This is a genomic window from Rhodothermales bacterium, from assembly GCA_040221055.1.
Taxonomy (GTDB): domain Bacteria; phylum Bacteroidota; class Rhodothermia; order Rhodothermales; family UBA10348; genus 1-14-0-65-60-17.
In genome coordinates this window covers 156,242-169,428 of record JAVJVN010000012.1, presented here as the reverse complement: position 1 = coordinate 169,428, position 13,187 = coordinate 156,242, and the positions used below count along the sequence as shown (strand labels likewise).

The following is a 13,187-nucleotide window of genomic DNA, read 5'->3' as shown; positions in this document are numbered from 1 at the left end:
GATACGCGATCCTACTGGATTCGCGGAGCATTGGACAGTTCGTCCGTGTCGTCGCCGCGCAGCGCCACCCCTTTTTCCTCCAGCAGGTGCCCGCATCGCTCGATGGCGGCAACCAGACCGTCCACCGCACTCCCGGACCGGATACCGGATACGACGTCCTCCACGACGTTGGCCCAGTCGCTGGCCTCCACCCGCTCATTGATCCCCTTGTCACCCAGCACTTCCACCCGGTGCTCGTCGAGCGAGACCAGCAGCAGGATGCCCGTCCGATCCCTCGTGGCAAAGACCTGCTCACTCAGGAAGGCCATTTGCGCACGCATGTGGACCCGTTCGTCGAGCATTTCCGATCCAGCGAAAAGACGGAGTATGGCGGGCACGCGGGGACCCAGCCACGCAGCAAGCAAACCGAACACCAGCATCCAGAAAAACAATGCCGTATCGCTCAAGAGCAGCGGCAGGCCCCATCCGTCATAGCCGATCTTGACCAGTTCGTGCAACAACGCTCCGAAGACGGCCCCGCTGATGGCAAGACGGTAGGCCACAACGCCGTATGTGGACGAGCGCTGGACAATGACAGGAACGATTTCGCCGGAGGTCCGCGATTCGGCGGCCTCGACGGCTTCGGCTATCCGATCGCGATCGGCATCAGTAAACAGATTCATGTCAGTGGTACGCTGTTACGTTCCGTCGCGTTTCCACGTCCGTCCGGGTATCGTATACTCTGGCACGCACTTCACCCGCCGGGACCATGTCACTTTCCCCTTTCGACATCCTGACTTTCGTCGGGTTCTTCGCCGTCGTCATCGGCATTTCACTGTACAAGGCCCGGGACGAGTCGTCCAGCGCGGATTATTTCCTGGCCGGACGCAGTCTGGGATTCGGACTCATCGGTTTCTCCCTCATTGCCTCGAATATCTCCACCGAGCACTTCGTGGGGATGGCCGGCCAGGGATTCGGCTCCGTGGGGATGGCGGTGGCCAGTTACGAGTGGATGGCGGCGATCACCCTCGTTTTCGTGGGGTTGTACCTGTTGCCCCGGTTCCTCCGGTCCGGCATCTATACCATTCCCGAGTACCTGGAGTACCGGTTCAACGCCACGAGCCGGCTCATCATGGCCATCTTCATGATGATCATGTACGTGGCCGTTGCGCTGGCCTCCATCCTGTACTCGGGAGCCATCGGACTCGCCACCATCTTCGACCTGGACCTCACCACGGGAGTGTGGGCCATCGGGATCGTGGCCGGTCTGTACACGGTCTATGGCGGACTCAAGGCCGTTGTGTGGACCGACCTGTTCCAGGGCGGCGCGCTGCTGGTGGGGGGCCTCGTGGTCATGGTCCTCGGTTTTGTGGCGGTCGGTGGTCCGGCGGCGTTCTTCGAGCAGAATGCGGACAAACTGCACGTCATCCTCCCGGCCGATCATCCGGAAATCCCGTGGACGGCGCTGGTCCTGGGCTTGTGGATCCCCAACCTGTTCTACTGGGGGCTGAACCAGTTCATCGTGCAACGAACCCTGGGGGCCAAGTCCTTGCGGGATGGCCAACTCGGCATCATGCTGGCAGCCGGGATCAAGGTCTTCATTCCCTTCATCATCATCCTGCCGGGCATCATGGCGTTCCAGCTGTACTCCGACCAGATCAGCAATCCTGACCAGGCCTATCCAACCCTCATCCGGGAAATCCTGCCGGGCGGTTTGAGGGGCATCATGTTCGCTGCGCTGTTCGGGGCCGTACTCAGTAGTCTGGATTCCATGCTCAACTCGGCATCGACCATCTTCACGATGGACCTGTACAAACGCCACCTCAACCCCGGCGCAGACACGAAAAAACTGGTCCGCACGGGTCAGTTCGCGACCGGCGTCTTTGTCCTTATTGCGTGTCTCATAGCTCCCCTGCTGTCCAATCCGGAATTCGGTGGCATCTTCACGTACATCCAGATGTTCCAGGGCTTCATTTCCCCCGGAATCGTGACGACGTTCCTTTTCGGGCTCATTGTGCGGAAGGCGCCCCCGGCGGCGGCCATTGCCGCGCTGCTCGGCAATGTGGTCATCTATGGGCTTCTGCTGTGGACGCTCCCCGACGAGTCGTTCCTGAACCATATGGCCATTACCTTCCTCCTCTTGGTGGCCCTGATGGCCGTCATCACCCTCGTCAAGCCCCTCTCCGAACCCGTCGTCATGCCGGTCAACCAGGACATTGATGTCACGCCCAGTCCGGCCGCGAAAAAACTCGGTATGGGCATCGTGGCGGTGACCCTGGTCATGTACGTGATATTCTGGTAGCCCATGCGCAATCTCCGTTCGGTGTCTTCCTTCCATCTCCCTGCGCTGCTGGTGCTCCTGGCGGCGTGCGTACTCACGTGTCCTGGATGGGCGCGGGCGCAGCAGTCCGCATGGCTGCAGGATCCGGACGGGCTGATTGCGTTTGCCCGATCCAACGCCGATTTCTGGGCGGCTACGTACGATCCGGACCGGGGCGGTTTCTACACCAACGTCGGGCGGGAAGGGCAGGTGCTGTCGTCGCGCGGTACAAACAAAGATGTGCTCACGCAAAGCCGCAACGCGTATGGCATGATCCGCGCATTCCAGATGACCGGAGACGAGACGTATCTGGAGTATGCCCGCGGCGCCCTGGATTTCATGTACGACCATGGTTGGGACCACACCTACGGCGGATGGCGCAACAACATCTCGTCGCTGGGCATCCCCTACAACATCCAACAGGACAAGACGGCCTTCCTGCATCATTATGCGCTCCTCGGACCCATGGCCATGATGGAAGCCACGGTCGGCGTCGAAGTCGATTCCGTCTGGTTCCACCGCGGTCTGGAGTACAACAACACGGTGCTCTGGGATGCGCGGCCCGGCCATGAAGGTTACTACGACCGCGTGGACTGGCGCAGCCAGAATCCGACCGGCAAGAGCTTCAACGCCACCGTGGATGCGCTCACGACCCACGCCCTGCAGGAGTCGCAGATGTACGGCGGTCAGAATCGCGACCGGCTCGAGCTGCTGGCGCAGAACATCCTGGACCGGTTCCTGCCAACCATGGCGGACAACGCCATCGGATTCGCCGAGAAATACGATTCGGACTGGAAGGTGCTGTCCAATGAGCGACTGTCCATCATGGGGCATGTACTGAAGACCGCGTGGGTGCTGGAGCGGCTCGATGCGGTGTTCCGCATTGATGCCGCCCGCCCGAACGGGGGTGGCGCAGCCGAACTGTTTGGCCGTGCGTTGACCGATGCGTCCGACGTGTTGTTTGAGCACGTGTTGGAACGAGGGTACGATCACGAATTCGGCGGTCCGTACAAGGATTACGACCGCGTGACGGGCGAAATGCAGCTCTGGGGCCTGGCCGATACCACCAAGGCCTGGTGGCAGATGCAGCAGGCCGTCATGGCCGGGATGACCAATCGGGACCACGACGACGGGTACCGGATTGCCGACGAGACACTGGACTTTTTCGAGGACTTCTTCGTGGATGACGTGTACGGGGAGGTCTATGCCGACCGGACGCGCCGGGGCGGGGCCATTCCGCAGTGGGGCGACCACAAGGGCGACGGATTCAAGGCCGGATACCACAGCACGGAACTGGCGTGGTACACGTTCCTGTACGACGCGTGGATCGGCGGCCATGCCATCACGTTGTATTGGCGGGCATGGCCGGTGAGCCGGGATACCGAGAAGGTGTTCGCACCGTGGGAGGACGGCGGGCGGAACATGGGCATCCTGGATGTGACCCTCGATGGTCAGTCGATTGGTCGTCCGGGATCGTTCGAGGACGCATGGATCATTCCGGCCGGAACGGAGGGAGTGCTCGCGGTATCGTTCGGCTTCGGCCCGGGTCCGGTGGCCACGGAAGGGGCCGCGACGCTTCCGGCAGCGCCCACTTTGACGGCGTATCCAAACCCGTTCACCGATTATTTGACCATCGAATGGAATGAAGGTCCGGTGAACGTCGTCTTTACAGATGTATTGGGCCGCATCGTATTGCAAGCAACATTGCCGCCGGGGCAGCCGGGCAGGATCCATACCTCCTCCCTGCCCCCGGGTGTCTATGTAGTCACTGTCGCAGGCGCGACCGGCCGTCGGTCAATGCCGGTGGTGCGCTTGCCTTGAAATGCTCGTTCATGAGCAATTGTGCGTCCAGCACGATAGATTGACCGCGGCCTCACCGGCCCCTGATTTACCTGTTCCAATCCCTTTCGAGATACCATGAATCGAATTTTCTTGTCCTTCCTGACCCTGGCCCTCCTGGCGGTGGCGCCCGTCCTCGGTCAGTCCTTCGGATCCACGATGGCCGTTTCCGGCGATCAGATCCTGGCTGGCGTGGCTGGCGGCCCGGTCTCGTCCGGCTCCGTTTACGTGTTCACGGCCGGGGCTGGTGATGCCTGGGTTGAATCGTCCGTCGTCAAGGCAACCGACATGAATGACGGCTTCGGCCGGTCCATTTCCGTGGACGGCAACCGCATGGCCGTCGGGGCCCCGGGTGCGAGCACCGTTCATTTCTTCGAGAAAGGTGCGGACGGCGCCTGGTCCGGAAGCGGCCACCTGTCCGAATCCGACATTGAAGGATTCGGTGGCGGCGTTGCGCTCAATGGAGAGCATCTGCTGGTGTCCGTATCGGGTGGATTCCGGGGCGCGGGCTCCGTACACGCCTATCGCTGGCAGAACGGCGAATGGATGTCAACAGGCGCCCTGGCCGTGGAAAGCGAAGAAGAAATCCCTTCCTACGCCGCCGCTGTGGCCCTGCACAACGGACATGCCGTTGTAGGTGCCCCGTTCGCGAGCGAGCGCGCCGGTGCTGCCTATGCGTTCCGATTCGACACGATGGCCAATTCCTGGGTCACCAACGGATCGCCCACGCCGGCCTTTTCGTCGGGTGGCGGCTCCTTCGGATCCAGCATCCTGTTGACCGACGGCCACCTGGTGGTCGGTGCTCCCGGACATGATGGACGCATGGGCGCCGTCGCTGTTTTCGACATGGACGCCGACTCCGGTGAGTGGACCTTCCAGAGTCGCATTGCTCCGGGTACGGCGCAGCGCGGCGACTCCTTCGGTTCGTCACTTTCCACACACGGAGATGCATTGTTCATCGGTGCACCCGGAACCGGAGGCCACGGTGTCATCCATGCCATCGGGCTTTCATCGCTCTCCACGGCAGGAACGGCGACCATGGCCATGTGGGCCAGGGATCTGCCGGAAGGTGCGTCGTTCGGTGCCAATATTGCCGTGGGCAGCGGGGTCGCAGCCATCGCAGCAACAGGCATGGACAATCGTTCGGGCCGCATTGTACCCTTCGCCATCGCCGGTGACGGATCGTGGTCCCAGGGCATGTCCTTCTTCCGTGACCCGGATGGCTACACCTCCATCACCGGCGGCATGGTCGAGTGTGAGAATGACGAAGCTGCCGGATTCCCCTGTCGCGACGTGAATATGGTCTCGTTCCTGGACATGGATGACCTCGGCGCCGACCGCGGCGTCCGGACGAATGACATCTGGGGCTGGGAAGACCCGGAAACGGGCCGCGAATATGCGCTCGTCGGATTGACGAACGCGACATCCTTCGTGGATGTCACGGACCCCGAAAATCCGATCATGCTGGGTACACTTCCATTGACCGAAACCGCGCGTCCAAGCGTATGGCGGGACATGAAGGTGTACAAGGATCATACGTATATCGTCGCCGACGGCGCCGGACAGCACGGCATGCAGGTCTTTGATCTGCGCCAACTTCGCAACGTCCAGAATCCGCCCGTCGTGTTCGAAATGACGAACTACTACGACCAGATTGCCAGTGCGCACAACATTGTCATCAATGAGGAGACGGGCTTCGCCTACTCGGTGGGCAGCAGTTCAGGCGGTACGACCTGTGGTGGTGGCCTGCACATGATCAGTCTCGAGGATCCAGCCAACCCTACGTTTGCAGGATGCTTCCAGGACAACAACACCGGACGTCGTGGTACCGGCTATTCACACGATGCGCAGTGCGTGGTCTACCGCGGTCCCGACTCGGATTATTCCGGTCGTGAAATCTGCCTCGGATCGAACGAAACCGCTCTTTCGATTGCAGACGTTACGGATAAATCCAATCCCACGGCCATCGCATATGCGACGTATCCGAAGGTCGCGTATGCCCACCAGGGCTGGCTGACCGAAGATCATCGCTACTTCTACATGAACGATGAGGGCGATGAGCCCCAGGGTCTGGTTGAAGGCACGCGGACACTGATCTGGGATCTGGTGGATCTGGATGAGCCCCAATTGGTGGGCGAGTACATTGCCACGACCACGGAGACGGATCATAACCTCTACGTGAAGGGCAACATGATGTACCAGTCCAACTATGGCGCTGGATTCCGCGTCCTGGACGTCACGAATCCGACCGCTCCTGTGGAGGTCGCGTACTTCGATACCTCGCCGGTCGGTGGCAGTGGCGGCTCCTGGAGCAACTACCCCTACTTCAAAAGCGGTACCATCGTGGTAACGGGCGGCTCCAACGGGTTGTTCATCCTGCGCAAGAAAGAGCTGGACCTCTGATCCTCTGGCGCGTCTTCATCGACGCATCTCCGCACATTTGGTGTGGAGGCAGCTGAAACGATAGATTGTGGGGGGCGGGGCTTTGGCCCCGCCCCCCACTTTTTTGTCCTGACCGAGCAGACGGACCGAACAGGAATTCTCATTGACGCCAGGAACGCCATGAATCTCCCCATCAATTACGTCGAATTCGAATCCTCTGATTTTAGCCGTACGATGACCTTCTATGAGGCTGCGTGTGGTTGGACCTTCCAGCAGTGGGGAGACGAGTACATTTCCTTCTCCGGCGCCGGCGTAGAGGGTGGATTCCGAAAGACGGGCCCATCTGGAAAACCGGAGGACCGTGAAGACGCAGCAGGACCTGAGGAAGCCACAGGGTCGGGGGTGGACTCCGGTTCCGCGGGACGTGGCGGTGCACTGGTCATTCTGCATGCAGACAATCTGGAGGCCGCGGAAGCAACCATACGGAAGGCTGGCGGTACCATCACGGTGCCCATATTCTCCTTTCCCGGTGGACGACGCTTCCATTTCACGGATCCGGCCGGCAATGAATTGGCGGTTTGGGCGGAGGCTCCGCATTCGTAGCGTCCCTGACAGCCGACATCCCATCGCGATCGCAACCCCGCACCCATGAAAACGCTCTTTCCGCCAGCCGTCTTCCATCCGGTACGGATGTTTCGCCAGGCACGGTCCGGCGTGACGTTCGCCATGCTGCCGGCATTTCTCCTGGCGTCGTGCGCCTCGTTGTCCATGCAGGACGTGAACGATCTGTTCTCCGGATCGACGCCGCTGACCCAGGAGACGGTTGCCTCCGGACTCCGGGAGGCCCTGCAGACCGGAACGGAGCGAGCCTCCGGACGCCTGTCGGTGACCGATGCATTTGCCGGCGTCGCTGCGCGACGGATTGGCATTCCCGACGAACTTGAAACCATTGCCTCCCGCTTGCGGACGCTGGGACTTGGCCCTCAGGTGGATGACTTCGAGCTCCGCATGAACCGGGCGGCCGAACAGGCGGCAGCCCGTGCCGTTCCTGTTTTTGCGCAGGCCGTACGTCAAATGACGATAGCGGACGCCTTTGCCATCCTGGACGGTCCGGACAATGCCGCCACCCTGTACTTCCAGGAGCGGACAACCGCGGCGCTGACCGAGGCGTTCACGCCCGTCGTCCAATCAGTCATGGAGGAGGCGGGTGTGTTCAGGGTCTACGAGGACCTGGTGGAGCGCTATGCCGCACTTCCCTTCACCCGCCCGCCATCCGTCGACCTGGTCGGTCACATCGTCGAGCGGACGACGGGCGTCCTGTTCAATGAGCTTGCCGTTGAAGAGCGGCGCATACGGGAAGATCCTGCCGCCCGCACCACCGACCTGCTGAAACGGGTGTTCCGGGAAGGGGCCGTACGCATGCCATCCGGCGGGGTGGGGCCATGAACGTCCGAAAATTCTCCGGCATCGGCCGACCGCTCGATTTTGCCTGGCCCACGAACGTGGCCATTTTCCTTGTGACGATTGCCGTGGGTATCCTTTCCGCCGCATCCGGCATCTGGAATGATTTGCCCCCCACAGAAATGGCCTGGACGGCTGTCCGAACGGCAGGCAGCGTATTCCTGGCATGGGCCCTTTGCCGGGAGATCGATCCGGACCACCAACGCACGGCCTTCGTGGCATCGGCCGCTGCCCTGCTGTGGGCTGTTTTCCAGGAAGCTCCTCCCCTCTTGCCGGGCTTCTGGTTGATCATGGCCACGCGTTTCTTGAATGGATCCACGGGAATCAAGCCGACGGCGCTGGATCGGGTCGGATTCATCGGGCTCGGATTGTGGCTGGCCTACGATCTGTCCGCGACGTTCTTTCCCCTGCATCCATCCCGCCCGCTCCTCGCCGCCGGGATCGCCATGGCCCTGTCGCTGGCGTTCCTTCCGGTGTACAAGGCCTCGGTTGAGGTGGACAGCGTCGGAGACGATACCGGAACGCCCCTCTCTCCGCAGGCGGTCCGCCGCGCCCAGGTGTTCGTGCTGGTCCTCGGGCTCCTGCTCGCCGCAGTGTTCGGCATGGAAGGCATTGCATGGTACGCCCCGGCCTGGGCTGCCGTACTCGGCGCATCGACCAGCCTGGGCCGTCGGCCATAGCATGCCGACCGTCCCTGATTGTGGAAACCTGACCAAGTCAGAACAATTCCCCGCCAGCGGACTACATGCCGCACAACAACCTGGCCCTTCCGGCGACCCTGGCGCACCATGAGCGATCAAAAAATCATCTTCTCGATGGTCGGTGTAGGCAAGACCTACCGATCCACGAACAAGCAAGTCCTGCGGGACATCTACCTCTCCTTCTTCTATGGTGCCAAGATCGGCGTCCTCGGTCTGAACGGATCGGGAAAATCCACCCTGTTGCGCATAATTGCGGGCTTGGACGAGGACTATTCCGGGAAGATCGACGCCCAGAAGGGCATATCGTTCGGCTACCTGCCGCAGGAACCGGCGCTTGACCCGGAAAAAACGGTCCTGGAGATCGTGGAAGAAGGTGCTGGCGAGGCTGTCCGCCTGCTGAATGCCTACAACGAGGTAAACGCCAAATTCGCCGAGCCCGATGCCGATTTCGATGCACTCATGGTGCAGCAGCAGAAGTTGCAGGACAAGATTGAGGCCATGAACGCCTGGGATCTGGAGAGCCGGCTTGAGATGGCCATGGATGCGCTCCGCTGTCCCCCGCCCGACCAGAAGATCGGAGTCCTTTCCGGCGGCGAGAAACGACGGGTTGCCATGGTCCGCCTGTTGCTCCAAAAGCCCGACGTGCTCTTGCTGGACGAGCCCACCAACCACCTGGACGCGGAAAGTGTGGCGTGGCTTGAACAGCATCTGGCCCGCTATGAAGGCACGGTCATCGCCGTTACGCATGATCGGTATTTCCTGGACAACGTGGCCGGCTGGATCCTGGAGTTGGACCGGGGCACCGGTATTCCGTTCGAAGGCAACTATTCGTCCTGGCTGGAACAGAAGCAGAAGCGCCTGGCACTGGAAGAGAAACAGGAGTCGAAGCGCCAGAAATCGCTGAAGCAGGAGCTTGAATGGGTTCGGATGTCCCCCAAGGGACGTCACGCCAAGAGCAAGGCCCGTATTACCTCCTATGAGAAAATGGTCGAGGAGCAGCAGGAGAAGCGCCAGGAGGACATGGAGATCCCCATCCAGCCCGGCCCTCGCCTCGGCAACGTGGTCATCCAGGCGGAGGGTGTGGCCAAGGGATACGGAGATCGTCTGCTGTACGACAACCTGGATTTCTCCTTGCCGCCGGGTGGCATAATCGGGGTCATCGGACCGAACGGCGCCGGTAAGACCACGCTCTTCCGGATGATCACCGGACAGGAGAAACCGGATGCCGGCACGTTCACCATCGGCCAGACCGTGAAGCTCGGTTACATTGACCAGGACCGACCTCTCGACCCGTCCAAGACCGTTTGGCAGGAGATATCGGGAGGAGCCGAGGTGCTTCGGCTGGGCAACCGCGAGATCAATTCCCGCGCCTACGTCGGCAAGTTCAACTTCGGTGGCTCGGACCAGCAGAAACTGGTCACGGAACTGTCGGGCGGTGAACGCAACCGCGTGCATCTGGCAAAGATGCTGAAGGAAGGTGCGAACGTGTTGCTGCTTGACGAACCCACGAACGACCTGGATGTGAACACCCTGCGGGCCCTGGAGGAATCGCTCCAGGAATTCGTGGGATGCGCGGTCGTGATCTCCCATGATCGCTGGTTCCTGGATCGTTTGGCGACCCATATCCTGGCATTCGAAGGCAACAGCGAGGTCTACTGGTTCGACGGCAACTACACGGAATACGAGGAAAACCGGAAGCAGCGCCTGGGCATCGACGCGGACCAACCCCACCGGATCAAGTATCGGCATTTGACGCGGTAGGACCGGGTTGGACCTGCCCGGCAGGGTGGTTTGCACGACGGCAACTTTCCGAGGCAGCACGTGTCCTATCGGACTGTAACCTGGATGTCCAACCTGCCTGCCTGCCTGTCATGTCCATCGTACGACCCTTCCCTGCCGCTCTCCTCCTCGGCGCCGCTGCCCTCCTCCTGTCCGTCACCGGCTGTGGCCGCGGCACGCCCGCAACCGACGGGCCGATGGTCGACAACCCGTTCCACGGTCCCCATCAATCCGATGGACGATACCGGTTGGAGGTTGAGGAACTGGCCCGGTTCGGCGCGGATGAAGCGCCGGACGAAGAAGTCCTGACATCGGCATCGGGCGTACAGTTCGATGACGCTGGCAATATCTACTTCATGGATCGTACGCGCCTGGTTTCTTTCGGCCCGGACGGATCCCTGCGCTGGGAAACCGGCCGTGAAGGCGAAGGCCCGGGAGAGTTCAACCGGGCTTTCGGGGTCATCATGACGGCCCAGGGCGCCCTCATGATTTCCAATCAAGCCGGTCAGCGGTTTGATTTCTACGACCTGGGGGGCAATCTCCTGTCGTCGGTCTCACGGGATGCCCTGGGACTGCCCGGATTTCCCCGGCCCGTTGCCTTCCTTCCGGACTCGACCGTGCTGTTCAACTCGAGTGTGCCCGGTATGATGGGCGCACGCGTCATGCGGGTCGATGCCGCAAACAACTGGGCGATGGTCGATTCCTTCTCGGTGGACCTGTCCGACGGCGGAGAGGTCCTGGCCGGCATGGCACTGGGCGGGAACGTCGGATTCGTCAATGATCACGTAGCCATCGGCCACCCGTCCCGGTACGAATTCGTGTTACATACGCTGGAGGGTGACACCGTCCGCGTGGTTCGACGCGATGTAGCAGACTTCACACGTCCCGGATTTGCCACGTTCGGAAGTGGTGGCATGGGGGCCCGGGTGTACAGCATCCTGTCGCTTCCAGTACCCCTGGAAGGTGGATTCCAACTCGTCCGGGCCAGCTGGCCCACCAACATCGACGATCCCAACGAACACACCCGGCAGTCCTTTGCACAGGAGAACCCGCCTGACCCCATCATCCACCATACGTTCGATGTCTACGATGAGAACTGGCAGCTCCTGTTCTCCGTCGAAAACGAAGAAGCCGAAGCCCTTGATATTTCGTCGTTGGGCTCGGCGGCAGTCGTGGCACCCGGTGAATTCTATATCACCCGATCATCTCCGTATCCGCATGTGGCGCACGTGCGGATACGCGTTATAGACACCCGGGGCCGCTGAACGAAACCAGGCTCGTCACTGGGGTTGGGGGTCGTCCAGCCGCGCCAGGGCCTCGGCGGCGCGCTGCCAGATGGGATTCTCCGGATCGCCTATCAGGCTCTGGACCTTTTCGAACTGCGCCCGCGCCTGATCGACCCGGTTGATCTGCATAAGCATGATCCCGCGATTGAAATTGGCCTGGATGTGCAAGGAGTCCTGCTCCAGGACCGCATTCGTCTCCTGAATGGCCATCATGGGATTATCCGGGTCGTACATGTAGGCGATGGCCATATCGGTACGCACATCCGTATTCGAGGGGTTCAGCTCAAGCGCTTGCCGGTACGCGGAAATGGCTTGTTTCGCCCAAGGTCCCCGTTCCGCGACGGGTTTGGTTTCCATCCAGTCGTAGTACATGTTGCCGGCCGCAACCCAGTCGGCTTCGCGACCCGTCAACTCCGCGAGGCGGATGGTCTCCCGGGCAGCCAGGTCCAGACGCGCGGCTGAGAGATAGAGGTCCACCAGCTCCCTGTGGACCAGCACTTTCTGTACATCTTCTGCGGCGGCCGCGAGTTGATCATTCAACTCCGCCTCCCTGGACTGGAACTGTTCGGGAAGCGGTCCCTCGTCCAACAGGGCCACCACGCTGTCCTCGGGCACGAGCGAGGCCGCTTCATCCCGGGACATGGTCGTAATCACATACAGGGCGATGACCACCAGGATGGCCGCCGTCAAAACGATGGCAACTTGCCGCCCCATGGGCGCGTCCGGAGCAGGCGATGCCGAGGAAGACTGGGGTTCGGAGACTGCAGGAATGACGGGAGCCTCATCCACGGCGCGTGTGACGGCCACCAGTGCCGATCCGCAAGCGAAGCAGAATCGGGCCTTCAACGGATTCCGCGTGCCGCAAGACGTGCACCACGGCCCTTGCTCAGGCGCAGGTACGGGTGACGGCGCCTCCATTTCAGGCGCGGCCGTTCCGGGCACCGATTCCGTTCCGGCATCGACCCCTCCGACCGCCGTGCCACAGATGTCACAGCGGACGGCCCCATCACTCAGACGGGCGCCACAGGATTCACAACTCAAGGCCATGTCAGGCAACGGATTCGTCTACTTCCTTACGGAATTCCTTGGACGGCTTGAACACAGGAATCGTGCTCGCGGGAACGTGGACCGGAGTGTTGGTCCTTGGATTCCGGGCCGTCCGGGCAGCCCGGTGCTGGACCGTGAAGGCCCCGAACCCTCGAAGGTCCACGCGTCCGCCGCGCAACATCTCGTTCTTGACGACGGTGATGAAGCCGTTGACCACGGCCTCCGTTTCCATCTTGGTCAATCCCGTTCCTTCAGAAATCTTGTCAATGATGTCGGCTTTCGTCACGAAATACACCTCCGTACAGCGTATGTGATTGCAGTTCAACCGATTACGCCATCTTTTGCGGCATGATCCACTGAATCGGCTATATTCACGAAGTCGATCCGCACACC

Annotated in this window: 11 protein-coding genes; 8 read left to right on the top strand and 3 right to left on the bottom strand. The window is 61.3% G+C overall.

The features are described 5' to 3' along the window. Nucleotides 1-11: 11 nt before the first annotated feature. Nucleotides 12-662, bottom strand: a complete 651-nt coding sequence (locus RIE53_06500; protein ID MEQ9104332.1) for a TPM domain-containing protein — start codon at nt 660-662, stop codon at nt 12-14. A gap of 86 nt (nt 663-748) precedes the next feature. Here RIE53_06500 and RIE53_06495 point away from each other — a divergent pair, with 86 nt between their 5' ends. From RIE53_06495 to RIE53_06460, 8 genes are all read left to right on the top strand, one after another. Then, complete coding sequence (locus tag RIE53_06495) at nt 749-2,281, top strand: solute:sodium symporter family transporter (protein ID MEQ9104331.1); 1,533 nt, start codon at nt 749-751, stop codon at nt 2,279-2,281. Between the two features lie 3 nt (nt 2,282-2,284). Then, nucleotides 2,285-4,120: an AGE family epimerase/isomerase gene (locus RIE53_06490; GenBank protein ID MEQ9104330.1), complete on the top strand. Its 1,836-nt coding sequence runs from the start codon at nt 2,285-2,287 to the stop codon at nt 4,118-4,120. A gap of 96 nt (nt 4,121-4,216) precedes the next feature. Further along, a complete protein-coding gene (locus RIE53_06485) occupies nt 4,217-6,541 on the top strand; it encodes a choice-of-anchor B family protein (protein MEQ9104329.1) in 2,325 nt (774 codons plus the stop codon). Nucleotides 6,542-6,700: 159 nt separating this feature from the next. Then, nucleotides 6,701-7,123, top strand: coding sequence for a hypothetical protein (locus RIE53_06480; protein ID MEQ9104328.1), 423 nt, complete (start codon nt 6,701-6,703; stop codon nt 7,121-7,123). Nucleotides 7,124-7,168: 45 nt separating this feature from the next. Further along, a complete protein-coding gene (locus RIE53_06475; GenBank protein ID MEQ9104327.1) occupies nt 7,169-7,966 on the top strand; it encodes a DUF4197 domain-containing protein in 798 nt (265 codons plus the stop codon). Then, complete coding sequence (locus tag RIE53_06470) at nt 7,963-8,661, top strand: hypothetical protein (GenBank protein ID MEQ9104326.1); 699 nt, start codon at nt 7,963-7,965, stop codon at nt 8,659-8,661. The genes RIE53_06475 and RIE53_06470 overlap by 4 nt, the downstream gene beginning before the upstream one ends. 108 nt (nt 8,662-8,769) lie before the next feature. Continuing rightward, entirely contained in the window at nt 8,770-10,443 is a 1,674-nt protein-coding gene (gene ettA / locus RIE53_06465; GenBank protein ID MEQ9104325.1) for an energy-dependent translational throttle protein EttA, read from the top strand. Between the two features lie 110 nt (nt 10,444-10,553). Further along, nucleotides 10,554-11,726 carry a hypothetical protein gene (locus RIE53_06460; protein MEQ9104324.1) on the top strand — a complete coding sequence of 391 codons (1,173 nt, stop codon included), beginning with the start codon at nt 10,554-10,556 and terminating at the stop codon, nt 11,724-11,726. Between the two features lie 15 nt (nt 11,727-11,741). On the opposite strand, the gene RIE53_06455 is transcribed toward RIE53_06460, so the two are convergent. Together RIE53_06455 and RIE53_06450 are read right to left on the bottom strand one after the other, a co-directional pair. After that, a complete protein-coding gene (locus tag RIE53_06455; GenBank protein ID MEQ9104323.1) occupies nt 11,742-12,794 on the bottom strand; it encodes a zinc ribbon domain-containing protein in 1,053 nt (350 codons plus the stop codon). A 1-nt stretch (nt 12,795) separates the two neighbouring features. Next, complete coding sequence (locus RIE53_06450; protein MEQ9104322.1) at nt 12,796-13,080, bottom strand: HU family DNA-binding protein; 285 nt, start codon at nt 13,078-13,080, stop codon at nt 12,796-12,798. Nucleotides 13,081-13,187: the final 107 nt, after the last annotated feature.